The sequence below is a fragment of the Stenotrophomonas sp. GD03877 genome, from assembly GCF_029840555.1.
Taxonomy (GTDB): Bacteria; Pseudomonadota; Gammaproteobacteria; order Xanthomonadales; family Xanthomonadaceae; genus Stenotrophomonas; species Stenotrophomonas geniculata.
In genome coordinates, this window is sequence record NZ_JAOCCT010000002.1 from 1 (window position 1) to 15481 (window position 15481).

A 15481-nucleotide genomic window follows, 5' to 3' on the forward strand; every position below is an offset into this window, starting at 1 on the left:
CCCCCGCGAACCCACCCCGACCGGCCTCTGACAGATTCCGGGCGCTTCCTTCCACGGCAATGCAGAGGAAATCAAAAGCAACAGCCGGCGGTTGAGGCAGAATCGGGGTTTCGGCTGGAGGTCTGCCTGTGCAACCGATCGAGAGTGAGCGCCTGCGGCTGCGGGCCATTGAACCGGACCGTGATGCGGCACCGATGCTGGCCCTACTCAACGATCCGGGCTTCGTGCGTTTCATCGGTGACCGCAACGTGCGCGACGAAGAACAGGCGCGCGAATACATCGCGCTGCGGGTGCTGCACAGCTATGCGTTGAATGGCTTCGGCATGTATGCCATCGAGCGGTTGTCCGATGGTGCCTGGCTGGGCAACGCCGGGCTGGTGCGGCGGGATGGCCTGCCGGGGCCGGACATCGGCTATGCGGTGCTGTCGGAATTCGCCGGGCAGGGCTATGCCGGTGAGGCGGCGCGGGCGGTGTTCGCGCATGCGCGCGGAGCGCTGGGCCTGCACGATCTGTATGGCATCACCGATCTGGACAACGTCGTGTCCGGGAAGATTCTGCTGGGGCTGGGCATGCAGGTGCGTGGGGTGATCCAGTTGCCGGGCGTGGACAGCCCGAGCCGGTTGTATGCAACGCCCGGTGCGGCGCAGGTCTGACCCCTCATGTTGGTAGTTGCCGGCCGCTGGCCGGCACAGTAGCGGCTGAAGGTGGGTGCCGACCGTTGGTCGGCACTATTCAGATGCAGTGCCGACCAACGGTCGGCACCCACCCCCTCAACCGCGCAGTTCGGCCAACTGTGCCTGCAGTTCGGCCACCGCCGCTTCCAGCTGGGCCACGCGCTCGGCCAGGCCCGGGTCGGCCGCATCGCTGCTGCCACCGCCGCTGCTGGCGTACTTCGCCGCCAGCGCCGCGCCGTCCACTTCGCCGCACAGCAGGTGCATGTAGCGGTCTTCGCGCTGGCCGCTGGCGCGCGGCAGCACCACCAGCAGCGCGCGCTGCTGCAGGCGATCGATGGCGTGGCGGGCCTCGTCGGTGTCGGCGAAGCGGTGCAGGCGTTCGCTGCGCGTGACCAGCTCGCCCAGCGTCTGCGGCCCACGCAGCAGCAGCAGCGCCAGCAACACGGTCTGCTGCCGGGTCAGGTCCAGCGCGGCCTGCAGGCGGTGCTCATAGCGGTCCGCGCGCGAGGAGAAGTGCTGGCGGGCCAGGCCCAGCGCCTCCAGCTGGCGCAGCGCATGCTGCACGCTGCCGGCATCGACGTTCATCACCGGCTCGCGGGCGGTCTTCTGGTTGGCGGCCGATTGGGCGGCATTGACGGTCAGCGGATAGGTGTCCGGGGTGGTCGCCTCCTTCTCCACCAGGCAGCCCAGCAGGCGGGCCTGCACGGCGTCGAGCAGGGGGACGTCGGGGGTCTGGGTGGAATCGGTCATGGCGGCCTCCGGAAGGGCAACGGGTCAACCGCCAAGCATAGCCGTCCCGGGACCGCCTTTGCCGGTAAAATGCGCGGGTATATCTGATTGCCGGTGAATCCATGCGTCGTCCCGTTTCCCTGTCCCTGACCCTGCTCGCCACTGCGGCGCTGGGCCTGTCCGCCTGCAAGCGCGTGGATGCGCCTGCCGCTGAAGCCGCTGCGCCGGAGGCCCCGGCCGCCGCTGCCAAGGCCGACGGCGCGCTCGATGCCACTGCCAATGACAACCTCAATGCAGTGCTGTGGATGCAGCGCGCGCAGGAGTACAAGGCGATCACCGAGCAGACCTACCGCGCCGCCGCCGACCACCTGGACGCCGCGCTGAAGGAAGCCCACTGGGATGCGCTGGTGCCGGAAGAACGCGGCAACGAGGCCAAGGGCCTGAAGCCGGCCGTGGTGCTGGACGTGGACGAGACCGTGCTGGACAACTCGCCCTACCAGGCGCGCCTGGTGCGCGATGGCAAGGAGTACGACGAGCTGAGCTGGGACCAGTGGGTGGCCGAGAAGAAGGCCAAGGCCATTCCGGGCGTGGTTGATTTCGCCAAGGCCGCCAACGCCAAGGGCGTGACCCTGCTGTACATCTCCAACCGCGCCGTGCACCTGAAGGACGCGACCCTGGCCAACCTGCGCGAGCAGGGCCTGCCGGTGGCCGATGACAGCGTGTTCCTCGGCCTGGGCACCGTGGTCGAAGGCTGCGAGCAGGCTGGCAGCGAGAAGAACTGCCGCCGCCGCCTGGCCGGGCAGAAATACCGCGTGCTGATGCAGTTCGGCGACCAGCTGGGCGATTTCGTCGAAGTGACCGCCAACACCAACGACGGCCGTGACGCGCTGCTGCAGCAGTACCACGACTGGTTCGGCGAGCGCTGGTGGATGCTGCCGAACCCGACCTACGGCGGCTTCGAGCCGGCGCAGTTCAACAACGACTACAGCCAGTCGCGCCAGGCCCGCCACGACGCCAAGCGCGCTGCCCTGGACTACGCACCGTGAGCCGCGCGCCGCTGCCGCTGCGCGATGACGAGCGCCTGATCTTCGCGCTGGACGTGCCTGACCGCGTGCAGGCGCTTGAGTGGGTCGACCGCCTTGGCGACAGCGTGGCGTTCTACAAGATCGGCATGGAACTGCTCGCCTCCGGCGAGTACTTCCAGGTGCTGGACGAGCTGGCCCGCCGCGACAAGCGCGTGTTCGTCGACCTGAAGTTCTTCGACATCCCGGCCACCGCCGCGGCGGTGATCAAGCGCCTGTCGCAGTGGCCGGTCAGCTACGCCACCATCCACGGCTGGCACCCGGCGATGATGGAAGCCTGCGCCGCTGCCAACAGCAGCGACATGCGCCTGCTGGCGGTGACCGTGCTGACCTCGATGGGCCGCCCGGACCTGGCGCAGATGGGCATCGACCGTGAGCCGGTGGACGTGGTGGTCGAGCGCGCGCTGGCCGCCCAGGCGGCTGGCATTGATGGCGTGATCGCCTCGGGCCAGGAAGCCGGACCGATCCGCGCCGCCACCGGTGCCGGGTTCTCGATCGTGTGCCCGGGCATCCGCCCCGGTGGCCCGGTCGGCGATGACCAGAAGCGTACCGTTGGCGTGGCCCAGGCCTTTGCCGATGGCGCCGATGCCATTGTGGTCGGCCGCCCGATCCGCCTGGCCGCCGATCCGCAGGCCGCGGCCCGGGCCATCCAGCAGGAAATCACGTCGGCGCTGGCTGCGCGCTGAGATTCCGCTGCGCAGGCTGCAGGCCCGAACGCCATCCCGACCCGCGCGGGATGGCGTTTTTGCATCCGTCCACCCGCGGTTGTGCCCAAATCGCTGCAAAACCTGCCGTAGATTTCACGGCCTCCATGCCAAGCATCAGGTAGATCAATAAAATCAATAATTTATACGGAACTACGTGAAGTGTTGCCTTAACTTGAGTGGCAGCGTAGGATCGCCGCCATCCGGTCCTCGGACCGGACATGTGCCACAACACTGTCCACCGGCCCCGCGCCGGCTTGAAGAGCCTGTGATCCCCGTGATCCCGGCTCTTTTTTTATTCTGATCAGTGACTTGCGCAAGCAACAGCGGAAACCGTGACGTCCCGGCTTGCCGCTGTCACGTCGCAGGCCGCAAGATGCGGACCGGTCCGGGGAGTCCGAGTGCATGAGCGTGGCAGTGCGAGGAAGGTCTGCGCGTGGATGGGGGCTGGCAGCCATGCTGCTGCTGGCGGTGGCCGCGTGCCGTGAACCGGCCAACGATCCGGCCAGGCCGGCGGCCGAACCGGTTGCGGCGGTGCAGGCGATGGCCCTGCGCCTGGCCGAAGACGATCTGGTCGGCTATGCGAAGCTGTCGGTACCGCCGAGCCAGTACCAGCGCCTGCAGCAGGCCTGGGCCGAGGGCCACAGCCAGTGGCCGCTTACCGAGCTGCCGCTGGGTGACCAGTTGCTGCCGATGCTGGCCGCACTGCGCACGCCCAATGCCAGCGCCGAACTGCAACGCAGCTTCGACCGCCAGCTGGCCGGCCAGGCCGGTGCCGTGCGCCAGGCCGCGCAGTCGATGGGCAACTTCGGTGTGCAGTACCTGCGCCATCAGAAGGGCTATACACCTGGCCAGCAGGCGCATTACATCGCCCTCGTCGAAACCCTCGCCAGCTGGGCGCAGGGCGCCCCGATCAGTGACCGCGCCCGCGCACGCAGCACCATCGCCGCGCTGGTCGGCGCAGCCGGCAAGGTCGGCTTCGACGATGAGGCCGGCATGCAGGCCGCGGGCATGGAAGGCAGCCTGCAGCAGCTGGCGCCGTTCATCCACACCCTCAAGGCCGTGCTGGGCAGCTACGGGCTAGGCGTGGACGATGCGCTGCGCAGCGTGCGCGGTGAGCTGCTCTCGGTGGAGGGTGACAATGCGCTGGTACGCCTGCACTACGACCTGGCTGGCCGCGAAATGACCCTGCAGCTGCCGCTGAGCCGTCGCGAGGGCCACTGGTACCTGACCCGCACCCTGGCCGACACCGACGCGTTGCTGCGCAAGGCCGATGCGGCCCGCGCCGAGGCGGCCCCCGCCCCGGTTGAAGCCCCCGCCGAGGGTGGGGAAGCGGCAACGCCGCCGCCTAAGCCATAATGGCGCCGATGTCGAAACAGAACCCGCTGCCGTTCCCCGGCGAAGAATCCCAGTCGACGCCCGCCGATACGGTGCCGGCGTCCCCCTCGACCGGTACCGGCCCGAACCCGGTACCGCCGCCCGCGCACGCGCGTCCGGCCGGACGCCGCCCGTTGTGGGCTCGCCTGCTGGGCCGCCTGGTCGAGCCGTGGCTGTCGCTGAAGATCGAGCCGGAAGACCCGGGCCAGTACAACGATGGCCGCCCGGTCATGTACGTGCTGGAAGACTACGGCCTGTCCAACGCGCTGATCCTGGACAAGGCCTGCCGCCAGGCCGGCCTGCCGTCGCCGCTGGTGCCGCTGGCCGGTGACCCGACCGGCCGCAAGCGCGCCTACCTGGCGCTGTCGCGGCGCAGCTCCAGCAACTCGCTGATCCCCGAACAGCGGGGTGCCAAGACCCATTCCGATTCGCTGGCCAAGGTGCTGCAGGCCCATCGCGTGCGCGATGACCTGGACGTACATCTGGTGCCGGTGTCGATCTTCGTCGGCCGCGCGCCGGACAAGCAGAGCGGCTGGTTCGCGGTGCTGTTCTCGGAAAACTGGGCGCTGGTCGGCCGCTTCCGCCGCCTGCTGGCGGTGCTGCTCAACGGCCGAAGTACCATCGTCCGCTTCGCCCCGCCGATCTCGCTGCGCAGCACCGTGGACGAAGGCCTGGAGCCGGAGCGCACGGTACGCAAGCTGCAGCGCGTGCTGCGTACGCACTTCCGCCGCATCCGTGAATCGGTGATCGGCCCTGACCTGTCGACCCGGCGCCTGCTGGTAGACCAGGTGCTGGCCGCCGAACCGGTGCGCGAAGCGATCGCCTCGCAGGCCAAGCGCGACAACTCGAAGCCGGCCGATGCCTGGAAGAAGGCGCACGCCTACGCCTGGGAAATCGCCGCGGACTACTCCAGCCCGGTGGTGCGCTCGGCCAGCTTCATGCTCAGCCACGTGTGGAACCGCATCTATGCGGGCGTGCTGGTGCACCACCTGGACAAGTTCAAGGCCGCCGCGCCGGGCCACGAAGTGGTCTACGTGCCCAGCCACCGCAGCCACATGGACTACCTGCTGCTGTCCTACCTCCTGTACGACCGTGGCATCGTGCCGCCACACATCGTGGCCGGCATCAACCTGAACCTGCCGGTGGTCGGCACCCTGCTGCGCAAGGGCGGTGCGTTCTTCATCCGCCGCTCGATCCGCGGCAACGCACTGTATTCGGCGGTGCTCAGTGAGTACGTCGCGCAGCTGGTGGCCGGTGGCTACTCGCTGGAGTACTTCGTCGAAGGCGGCCGCTCGCGTACCGGCCGCCTGCTGCAGCCCAAGGGCGGCATGATCTCGATGACGCTGCGTGCGTTCCTGCGCCAGCCGCGCAAGCCGGTGCTGTTCCAGCCCATCTACATCGGCTACGAGAAGCTGATGGAGGGCGGCAGCTACCTGGACGAACTGTCCGGCCGGCCGAAGGAAAAGGAATCGATCTGGTCGCTGCTGTGGGGCATCCCCAAGGTGCTCAAGCAGAACTACGGCCAGGTGGTGGTGAACTTCGGCGAACCGATCGCACTGAACGACGTGCTGGCCGAGAAGGCGCCGGAGTGGAAGGGCGAGGCGGTTTCCGAAGACGAGAAGCCGGCCTGGCTGTCGACCACGGTGGATACGCTGGCCGAGCGCATCCAGGTGCGCATCAACGGCGCCGCCGACGTCAACCCGATCAACCTGTTGGCGCTGGCCCTGCTGTCCACGCCGAAACACGCGATGGGCGAGGCCGACCTGATCGCGCAGATCGAGCTGTGCAAGACGCTGCTGGTCGAGATGCCGTATTCGGACCGGGTGACGGTGACCCCGCACTCGCCGGAGCGGATCATCGCCCACGCCGAGGAAATCAACGTCCTCACCCGTATCAAGCATCCGCTGGGCGACGTGCTCAGCGTCAGCGGCGATACCGCGGTGCTGCTGAGCTACTTCCGCAACAACGTGCTGCACCTGTTCACCGCCTCGTCGTGGGTGGCCTGCTGCTTCCAGAACAACCGCCGCATGAGCCGCACCGGCCTGGTCCAGCTGGGCCGCACGGTGTACCCGTTCCTGCAGGCCGAGCTGTTCCTGCCGTGGAGCGAGGACGAGTTCGCCCAGCGCATCGACCAGACCATCGACGTGTTCGTGCGCGAGGGCCTGCTGCAGAACGTCAACGACGACGACGGCGGCATCCTGGCGCGCAACACCGGGCAGACCGACGAAGTATTCCGCCTGCGTGCGATTGGCCATTCACTGCAGCAGGCGTTCGAGCGCTACTACATCGCCATCTCGGTGCTGGTGAAGAACGGCCCGGGCGTGCTGGGTGCGGCCGAGCTGGAAAGCCTGTGCCAGCAGGCGGCGCAGCGTCTGAGCCTGCTCTATGCACCGGCCGCGCCGGAGTTCTTCGACCGCACCCTGTTCCGTGGCTTCATCCAGAAGCTGCGCGAGCTGCGCCTGGTGTGGCCGGACGAGAACAGCAAGCTGCTGTTCGACGAGCGCCTGGATGCCTGGGCCAAGGACGCCAAGTTCATCCTCGGCCGCGAGCTGCGCCACACCATCGAACGGGTCAGCCCGGAAGCGGCACGCCCGGACGAGCCGGCGCCGCAGGATTGAAGGTAGCGCCGGGCATGGCCATGCCCGGCGAACGGCATGCCAACCAAGGTTGGCATCTACCAGGGGCGAAGCAGTAGATCCACGCCATGCGTGGATGGGCCACCGCTCAGGCCGGTTCGTCGGGAATCTGCAGGCTTTCCAGCCTGGCGATGCAGTCTTTCAACTGCAGCTTGCGTCGCTTCAGGCGCTTGGCTTCCAGCTCGTCCTCGCCATTGGCGGCCATGCGGGTGATCTGCTCATCCAGCAGGCGATGCTCGGCGCGCAGGGCGGCGAGGTGCTCGACGATCTCGGCGGGGCTGTAGGTGTCCACAGCCTCCGAGCATACACAGCGTTGATGACTGCCGGGAGAGGGGAATCCCGACCCCCGGCCGTGGCCGCTCCGAGCCGTTAGAATGGAACCCATGAGTGCCGTGATTTCCCTTCCCGATCCCCTGCCGCGTTCCCAGCCGCGCGCCGCCCGCGATCCGCGCGTGGCCGAGCGCGAGCAGCACAAGCTGGCCAAGCGCCTGCGCCGCCAGGTCGGTGAGGCGATTGCCGACTTCGGCATGATCGAGGCCGGCGACAAGGTCATGGTCTGCCTGTCCGGCGGCAAGGACAGCTACACCCTGCTGGACGTGCTGCTGCAGCTGCAGAAGAAGGCGCCGGTGCCGTTCGAGCTGGTGGCGGTGAACCTGGACCAGAAGCAGCCGGACTTCCCCGAGCACGTGCTGCCGGAGTACCTGGCAGGGCTGGGCGTGCCGTACCACATCATCGAGCAGGACACCTATTCGGTGGTCAGCCGGGTCATTCCGGAAGGCAAGACGATGTGCTCGCTGTGCTCGCGGCTGCGTCGTGGTGCGCTGTACAACTACGCCGAAATCCATGGCTTCACCAAGATCGCGCTGGGCCACCACCGCGACGACATGGTGGCCACGTTCTTCATGAACCTGTTCCACCACGCCAAGCTGTCAGGCATGCCGCCGAAGCTGCGCAGCGATGATGGCAAGCATGTGGTGATCCGGCCGCTGGCCTACGTGCGCGAGAGTGACATCGTCGAGTACGCGCAGGCGCGCCAGTTCCCGATCATTCCCTGCAACCTGTGTGGCAGCCAGGAGAACCTGCAGCGCCGCCAGGTCGGCCTGATGCTGAAGCAATGGGAAAAGGACCACCCGGGCCGCATCGAGCAGATCGCGCGCGCCATGGGCGAAGTCCGGCCCTCGCAGCTGGCTGACACCACCCTGTTCGATTTCATGGCGCTGGGCCGTCGCGACGACGCGCCGCTGCCCGACGCCCATGCCTGGCTGGCCGGTTCCCCGGCCGACGCCGACGCAGATCCCGAGACGCCCGCCGTTTAAGGTCGGCCGCCCTTCCTCTTTGCCATCCGGAATTCCATGTTCTTTCGCAACCTGACGTTCTTCCGTTTCCCGACCACCACCGATTTTTCCGAAGTCGACACCCTGCTGCCGCACGCCCTGCTGAAGCCGGTCGGCGCGCTGGAAATGAACTCGCGCGGCTTCATCTCGCCGTTCGGCCGCGAGGAGAAGGAGCTGCTCTCCCACCGCATCGCCGAACACCTGTGGCTGACCGTGGGCGGGGAGGACAAGATCCTGCCGGCGGCGGTGGTCAACGACCTGCTCGAGCGCAAGCTGGAGGAGATCGAGGAGAAGGAAGGCCGCCGCCCGGGTGGCCGCGAGCGCAAGCGCATGAAGGACGACCTGTTGCATGAACTGCTGCCGCGCGCCTTCGTGAAGTCCTCGCGCAACGACGCCTTCATCGACCTGCAGCACGGCTACGTGGCGGTGGATACCTCCAGCCGCAAGACCGGCGAATACTTCATGTCCGACATCCGCGGCCTGCTCGGCAGCTTCCCGGCGATGCCGCTGAACGCCGAAGTCGCGCCGCGCTCGATCCTGACCGGCTGGATTGCCGGCGAGCCGCTGCCGACCGGGCTGAGCCTGGGCGAAGAGTGCGAGATGAAGGACCCGGTGGAAGGTGGCGCGGTGGTCAAGTGCCAGCACCAGGAGCTGCGCTGCGACGAGATCGACAAGCACCTGGACGCCGGCAAGCAGGTGACCAAGCTGGCGCTGATCTTCGAGGACAACCTGTCCTTCGTGATTGGCGACGACCTGATCGTGCGCAAGCTGAAGTTCCTCGACGGTGCCCTGGACCAGCTGGAGCATGCCGACGAAGATGGCCGCCGCGCCGAGTTCGACGCCCGCTTCGCCCTGCAGAGCGCCGAGATCCGCCGCCTGTTCCTGTTGCTGGAAGAAGCCTTCAAGCTCAGCAAGGCTGACTGAACAGGCAGCCCGACGGCCGCCGGTCATCCGGCGGCCCGAAGCAGCGCTATGCTGGGTGCATGAGCCGTCTGCTGCGCCGCCTGATCAGCCCGACCCCGCCCGCCACCGTACAGCGCGACACCGTTCGCCTGCGCCTGGAGGATGCCGAGATCGAGGTACTGCGCGTGCGTGATCCGCGTGCACGCCGCATCAAGCTGAGCGTGGACGAGCGCGGCGCGCGCTTGACCCTGCCGCCGCGCGCAAGCCTGGTGATGGGCGAACGCTTCCTGGAACAGCACCGCGACTGGCTGGCACTGCAGCTGCGCCAGTACCAGGGCCAGGGCCTGCCGGCACCGTTGCGGCCCGGCGAAGACGGCATGCTGCCCCTGCGCGGCGAACTGCTGCCACTGCGCTGGCAGGAAGGCCGCTATGCGCGCCTGGAGATCGACGCGCACGGCGCCTGCGTGCAATGGCCGACCCGCGGCGGTGACGCCACCCTGCGCCGCCTGCTGCGCGAGTTCTACGAAGCCCAGACCCGCGCCGACGTCGGTCGCTGGCTGCCGAAGTACCTGCCCACCCTGCCGCGCGCACCCAGCCGCCTGCGGCTGAAGGTGATGTCCTCGCAATGGGGCTCACTGGCCCCCGACGGCAGCATGGCACTGGACCTGGCATTGGTGCTGGGCCGCTCGGAAGCGTTCGAATACGTGCTGGTGCACGAACTCTGCCACCTGATCCAGCCCAACCACTCGCCCGCGTTCTGGCACGAAGTGGAACAACGCTTCCCCGCCTGGCGCGAGCAGCGCGACTACTTCCAGCTGGAAGGGCGACGCCTGAAGGCCATGCTCAGGCAACTGCTGTAGCGCCAGCGCTACAGCAGTTGCCCACGCATTCTTCGGCAACACGCCATGGAGCTCGTGCAGCGCGCGACCCGCTCCTGCTCTTCTTTCTTTCTTCCGTGGTGGGCACACCGGAAACTGTCGAAGGACGGGATGGGTGGGATTGCGGGGGTGTCCGCGGCATGGATGCTGCGGCCAAGCCCCCAGGGACGGGTTTACGGCGTCCCCCGCAATTCCACCCATCCCGGCCAACCTCATGATCGTGCAGACCCACCGACCACGAAGGGCTCAGCCGTTGGCCGAAACCCTCACCCCGCCCGCAGCGCCGCCGCCGCCGCCCACCGCGCCGCCACCCGCGGCGCCGTAATGCACACCGCCTGATCGGTCACCGTCGTCACCGCGCGCTCCAGCAGCTGGATATCCGCCTCATGCTGGCGCGCCACGTGCGGATCCTCGAAGAAAATCGCACGCTGGCAGCGCCCCTCCAGCACCCGGTCGGCAATCTGCGCATCACCGCCCATCGGGCCGCTCTGGTAGCGCGTCACCCACGGCGTATCACGTGGCCAGCCCCGGCTCCAGGCCAGTTCGTTCAAACGCTGGCCGGTGGTGCCCGTCGCCACCCGCTCACCGAACCGGGCCAGCACATCGAAGTGCTCATCGGCGAAGGCCAGCATCGCCGGCTTCATCGCATCGTGCGCGATCAGTGCCAGCGTCTGGCCTTCGAACGCATGCAGGTCGTCGGCGCCGCCGTCTGCCGCCAGCCCGGCGTGGACGCGCTCCACCTCGACCCAGTCGCGTGCGGTGGCCACGGTCGAAATGAACGGCTTGCCGTGAATCACGCACTGGCGCTTCAGCGCTGTGGCTTCCGGAAATACCGAGGACGGATCGACCGGATCAATCAGATAGATCGCACCATCCAGTGTCCGATCCGGACCCATGCCAACGACTTCGGCGACCAGCTTCATCAGTCCACCCTCGCGACCGTAGGGATAACGGTGCAGGCCCGCGTACCCGGCCAGGAAGCCCTGTCGTTCGATCGCGTCATGGGTGCGACCGACCGCATGCAGCGACACGCCCAGCTCGCGCAGGCCGGCCTCGCTGCTGCGCAGCCAACGGAACAGCGCGGCGCGCGCGTCGTGGTGATGAAGACGGTTGGCAGCCAGGCCGATGCGCATCGAACGCTCCGCAGTTACGGGTGAAGGCGGCAGTGTATGTCGGCATTCCCCTATCTGGATGCTTTTACAACTTTCTTCATTGCCGTCGGTCCGCACGTCGATAGCGTGGCAGGCAGCGGTACCGCAGCGCGGCCGTTCCTTCCGCCCGCGAGATGAGGATGCCTACCGTGAATGTCGCCGGCTTCCCGGCAGCCATTGCTGTCATGGCCAGCCTGCTGCTGCCTGCCACGGCCTCCGCCACGGGCTGCAGGACACCGCTGCGCATCGCCTGGCCGTCCGACCGCGCACCTTTGTCGTCCAGCGAACAGGGCGAGGCCCGGGGGCTGGGCGCGGCGTATCTGAAGCTGCTGGGCGGGCAACGGCCACTGCAGCTGCTGCCCGTGCCGGCCGACAGCGTGGACCGGGACGAGCTGCCGGCCGGCACCCAGGCGCTGCTGGGATGGCCCCGCTCGCAACTGCCCGCTGGATGGGTGGTCAGTACGCCCTACCTGCAGCTGCCACAGGTGATCGTGCGCCGGGAAGACGCGTCGCCGGTGCTGGGCCTGGAAGATCTGCGTGGACGCACCGTGGCCAGCCCCAGCCGGATGCCGCTGCAGGGACTGCTGGCCGAGCAGGCCGTGGGTGCGCAGCTGCTGCCACCGGCAGCGCTGGACGATGCACTCCCGCTGCTGGGCACCGGATTGATCGATGCGGTAGTCGCCAACCTCGGCGACGTCGAGGCCGCGTTGCGCCGCTACCAGGGCGATCCACTGCTGATCGCTGCGCCGGCCGGTTTCGACGATGCCCTGGTGCTGGCGACCACGCCCGCGTGCGCCGATGTCATCGTCGGCTTCGAGCAGGCGCTGTCGCAGCTGACCGATACCGAGCGCGACCAGATCCGCGCGGACTGGCTGCCGGACCGGCCGCGTAATTCCCCGTCATCGTCGCCCCTGCGCTGGCTGGTGCCGGCCTCGCTGATCCTGCTCGCCCTGGCGCTGGTACATGCCTTCGGCTACTGGCGGGTCCATCGCGAGAGCGTGCGCCGCCGAGTAGTGGAGCAGCGCCTGCAGGAGGTGACTGCGAACCTGCCGGCGGTGGTCTACCAGGCGCGTCGGTCGGCGGGCGGCCATTACAGCTTTCCGCAGATCGCCGGTGACGTGCAGGCCCTGTTCGGAATCAGCGTGGAGACCGCGCGGATCGATCACCAGCGGTTGTTGGCCGCGGTCCATCCGGATGACCGCAACCAGGTGATGGCCTGTGTCGAGACGGCTGCATTGGCGCGTGGCCCGATCGACGTCACTTTCCGCACCCGTTCGCCACAAGGGTGGCGATGGGTGCGTTCGCATGGGCGGCCGTTGCCCTGCGACGACAGCGACGTCGAGTGGAGCGGCTATTGGATCGACGTCAGCGAGGTGCAGTCACGTACCCGCGCGCTGGCCGACGCGCGCCGCCAGGCCGAACAGGCAGCACAGGCCAAGGCGCACTTCCTGGCAACGATGAGCCACCAGATCCGCACCCCGATGAGCACGCTGCTGGGCATGCTCGAACGGCTGGCGGGCAGCAGGCTGGAGGCACACCAGCAGCAGGTGCTGGCCACGGTCGATGATGCCGCGCGGATGCTGCGGCAGATCCTCGACGATGTCCTGCACAGCCAGCGTCTGCAGGGCGCACCACTGCAGCTGCGGCCCACTGACCTGGCGGCGCTGGTGCGCGCGGTGCAGCAACTGCTGATGCCGGTGGCCGCCAGCCGCGGCCTGCACCTGCAGGTGGTGCTGGATCCGGAGATGCAGCCGGGATCGCTGGCCGACGGCCTGCGCCTGCGCCAGATCCTGTTCAACCTGGCCGGCAACGCATTGAAGTTCACCCGGCACGGCCACGTGGAACTGCAGGTGCAGGTACTGCAGCAGCGTGACGGCGGCCAGCGGCTGCGCCTGCAGGTGAGCGACAGCGGCGTGGGCATCAGCGAGGAACGCCAGCAGGCGGTGTTCGCCGCCTATGCCCAGGCGGAGCGCTCGACCACACGGCACTTCGGCGGCAGTGGGCTGGGCCTGGCGATCTGCCGCGAGCTGGCGACCTCGATGGGCGCGGAGCTGCAGCTGCGCAGCTCACCCGGGAAAGGCACCACGGTCTGGCTGGATCTGGACCTGGATGCCTGCGAGGCACCCGCGGCTGCACCTTCGACGGCGGTTGCGGACGCGCGTCCATTGCCGGCGTCGCGCGTGCTGGTGGCTGAAGACCATCCCACCAACCTGCATCTGCTGGAGCAACGCCTGCGTGCGCTCGGGCTGCAGGTCCACGCCTGTACCGACGGACGGTCGGCGCTTGAAGCATGGCAGGCGCAGCCGTTCGACCTGGTCATCACCGACTGCCACATGCCGGGCATGGACGGCTTCGCACTGGCGCGGGCGATCCGCGCCGATGCCTGCCCGGCGCGTGCGCAGGTGCCGATCATCGCGCTCACGGCCAGCGTGATGGAAAGCACCCGCGAAGCCTGTCGTGTGGCTGGCATCGACCACTTCCTGGCCAAGCCGGTGGAGCCGCACGTGCTGCGGGCGCTACTGGCGGTACTGCTGGTGCCGGACTCAGTGGGCCAGTAGCCGCACGATGCTGGCGGCGGCGTCGCGGCCCTCGGCCACGGCGGTCACTACCAGGTCGGCACCGCGCACTGCATCACCACCGGCGAACAGGCGCGGATGCGCGGTCTGGAACGGCAGGCGGTCCTTGCCGCCGGCCACGATGCGGCCGTTGGACTGGCCTTCCACGCCATGCTCGGACAGCCATGCCGGCAAGGTCGGCGAGAAGCCGAAGGCGATGATCACCACGTCCGCTTCCAGCAGCGATTCGCTGCCCTCGATCGGCACCGCGTTCTGGCGGCCGTTGGCATCCGGTTCGCCCAGCCGGGTCTCGACCACGGTCACGCCGATCACTTCATCATCGGCACCGGCCTCGATCGACAGCGGCTGGCGGTTGAACAGGAAACGCACGCCCTCTTCGCGTGCATTGGCCACTTCGCGCGCGCTGCCGGGCATGTTGGCTTCGTCACGGCGGTAGGCGCAGGTGACCTTGGCCGCACCCAGCCGCACCGCGCTGCGCACGCAATCCATGCCGGTGTCGCCACCGCCGAGCACCACCACGCGCTTGCCGTTGAGATCGGGCAGGGCGATGGTGTCTTCCCAGCCGGCAATCGGCCGGCCCTTCGGATCATTACCACCGACGATGCGGCTGTTCTGCACCAGGAACGGCAGGGCCGGCAGCACGCCCTTCAGATCCTGGCCATCGAGGCCGCCATCGGTGTAGCGGTAGGCGCCGGTACCGACGAACACCGCATCGTGGCTGTCCAGCAGCTGCTGCACGCTGACATCGCGGCCGATCTCCACGCCGAGGCGGAACTGCACGCCCATGCCCTCCAGCACTTCGCGGCGGCGGTGGATCACGTCCTTGTCCAGCTTGAAGCTGGGAATGCCGAACTGCAGCAGGCCACCAATCTGTTCGTAGCGGTCGTAGACCACGGCGGCAATGCCGGCGCGTGCCAGGCGGTCGGCACAGGCCAGGCCGGCAGGACCCGCGCCGATCACCGCCACGCTGTGGCCGGTCGGCTGCACCGCGCCCAGATCCGGGCGCCAGCCGCTGACCAGCGCGGTATCGACGATGTACTTCTCCACCGCGCCAATGGTCACCGCACCGAACTCTTCCAGCGTGCAGCTGCCTTCGCACAGCCGGTCCTGCGGGCACACCCGGCCGCACACTTCCGGCAGCGGGTTGGTGCTGTGGCACAGCGTGGCCGCCTCGTGAATGCGGTTTTCCTGCACCAGCTGCAGCCACTGCGGAATGGCGTTGTGCACCGGGCACTTCCAGCTGCAGTAAGGATTGCCGCAGTCCAGGCAGCGGCCGGCCTGGTACTGGGCATCTTCCTTGCCGAACTTGCCGTACAGCTCGCCCCAGTCGCCGGACGTGCGCAGTTCCACCGGAATGCGCTGCGGCATGGTGCGGGGCAGGTCGAGGAACTGGAAGGCGTGCTTGCGGCTCATGGCGGGCTCTGGAATGCGAGGGGG

The 15481-nt window shown here is 68.2% G+C and carries 13 protein-coding genes; 9 read left to right on the forward strand and 4 right to left on the reverse strand.

Features of this window, described 5'->3' with window-relative positions:
• The first annotated feature begins 128 nt into the window (after window positions 1-128).
• Entirely contained in the window at window positions 129-653 is a 525-nt protein-coding gene (locus tag N5D20_RS01230) for a GNAT family N-acetyltransferase (protein WP_197579904.1), read from the forward strand.
• Between the two features lie 117 nt (window positions 654-770).
• On the opposite strand, the gene N5D20_RS01235 is transcribed toward N5D20_RS01230, so the two are convergent.
• Window positions 771-1424, reverse strand: a complete 654-nt coding sequence (locus N5D20_RS01235) for a DUF480 domain-containing protein (protein ID WP_010487332.1) — start codon at window positions 1422-1424, stop codon at window positions 771-773.
• A 101-nt stretch (window positions 1425-1525) separates the two neighbouring features.
• On the opposite strand from N5D20_RS01235, the gene N5D20_RS01240 reads away from it, so the two are divergent.
• The 4 genes from N5D20_RS01240 (at window position 1526) to plsB (ending at window position 7184) form a co-directional block, all read left to right on the forward strand.
• On the forward strand, window positions 1526-2449 hold the full coding sequence (locus N5D20_RS01240) for a 5'-nucleotidase, lipoprotein e(P4) family (protein WP_005407497.1): 924 nt from the start codon (window positions 1526-1528) through the stop codon (window positions 2447-2449).
• Complete coding sequence (gene pyrF / locus N5D20_RS01245) at window positions 2446-3171, forward strand: orotidine-5'-phosphate decarboxylase (RefSeq protein WP_049453913.1); 726 nt, start codon at window positions 2446-2448, stop codon at window positions 3169-3171. Before N5D20_RS01240 ends, pyrF begins: the two co-directional genes overlap by 4 nt.
• Before the next feature lie 423 nt (window positions 3172-3594).
• Window positions 3595-4548 carry a hypothetical protein gene (locus N5D20_RS01250; protein ID WP_197579504.1) on the forward strand — a complete coding sequence of 318 codons (954 nt, stop codon included), beginning with the start codon at window positions 3595-3597 and terminating at the stop codon, window positions 4546-4548.
• Window positions 4548-7184, forward strand: coding sequence for a glycerol-3-phosphate 1-O-acyltransferase PlsB (gene plsB, locus N5D20_RS01255; RefSeq protein WP_049436179.1), 2637 nt, complete (start codon window positions 4548-4550; stop codon window positions 7182-7184). Before N5D20_RS01250 ends, plsB begins: the two co-directional genes overlap by 1 nt.
• A gap of 106 nt (window positions 7185-7290) precedes the next feature.
• Here plsB and N5D20_RS01260 read toward each other — a convergent pair whose 3' ends face one another.
• Window positions 7291-7494 (reverse strand): YdcH family protein, encoded by a 204-nt coding sequence (locus N5D20_RS01260; protein WP_005421068.1) that lies wholly within the window; start codon window positions 7492-7494, stop codon window positions 7291-7293.
• A gap of 91 nt (window positions 7495-7585) precedes the next feature.
• Between N5D20_RS01260 and ttcA the strand changes: the two genes are divergently transcribed.
• Genes ttcA through N5D20_RS01275 form a run of 3 tightly spaced genes read left to right on the forward strand, consistent with a single transcriptional unit; the run spans window position 7586 to window position 10299 of the window.
• Entirely contained in the window at window positions 7586-8518 is a 933-nt protein-coding gene (ttcA, locus tag N5D20_RS01265) for a tRNA 2-thiocytidine(32) synthetase TtcA (protein ID WP_180836268.1), read from the forward strand.
• Window positions 8519-8554: 36 nt separating this feature from the next.
• Window positions 8555-9460: a recombination-associated protein RdgC gene (locus N5D20_RS01270; protein ID WP_005411825.1), complete on the forward strand. Its 906-nt coding sequence runs from the start codon at window positions 8555-8557 to the stop codon at window positions 9458-9460.
• A gap of 59 nt (window positions 9461-9519) precedes the next feature.
• Window positions 9520-10299, forward strand: a complete 780-nt coding sequence (locus N5D20_RS01275) for a SprT family zinc-dependent metalloprotease (protein ID WP_197579503.1) — start codon at window positions 9520-9522, stop codon at window positions 10297-10299.
• Between the two features lie 284 nt (window positions 10300-10583).
• On the opposite strand, the gene N5D20_RS01280 is transcribed toward N5D20_RS01275, so the two are convergent.
• Window positions 10584-11450: a methylglyoxal synthase gene (locus N5D20_RS01280; RefSeq protein ID WP_010487313.1), complete on the reverse strand. Its 867-nt coding sequence runs from the start codon at window positions 11448-11450 to the stop codon at window positions 10584-10586.
• A gap of 167 nt (window positions 11451-11617) precedes the next feature.
• Between N5D20_RS01280 and N5D20_RS01285 the strand changes: the two genes are divergently transcribed.
• Window positions 11618-14026 (forward strand): ATP-binding protein, encoded by a 2409-nt coding sequence (locus tag N5D20_RS01285; RefSeq protein ID WP_197579506.1) that lies wholly within the window; start codon window positions 11618-11620, stop codon window positions 14024-14026.
• Here the strand turns inward: N5D20_RS01285 and N5D20_RS01290 are convergent.
• Window positions 14012-15457: an FAD-dependent oxidoreductase gene (locus N5D20_RS01290; RefSeq protein WP_197579502.1), complete on the reverse strand. Its 1446-nt coding sequence runs from the start codon at window positions 15455-15457 to the stop codon at window positions 14012-14014. The genes N5D20_RS01285 and N5D20_RS01290 overlap by 15 nt on opposite strands.
• Between the last annotated feature and the right edge of the window lie 24 nt (window positions 15458-15481).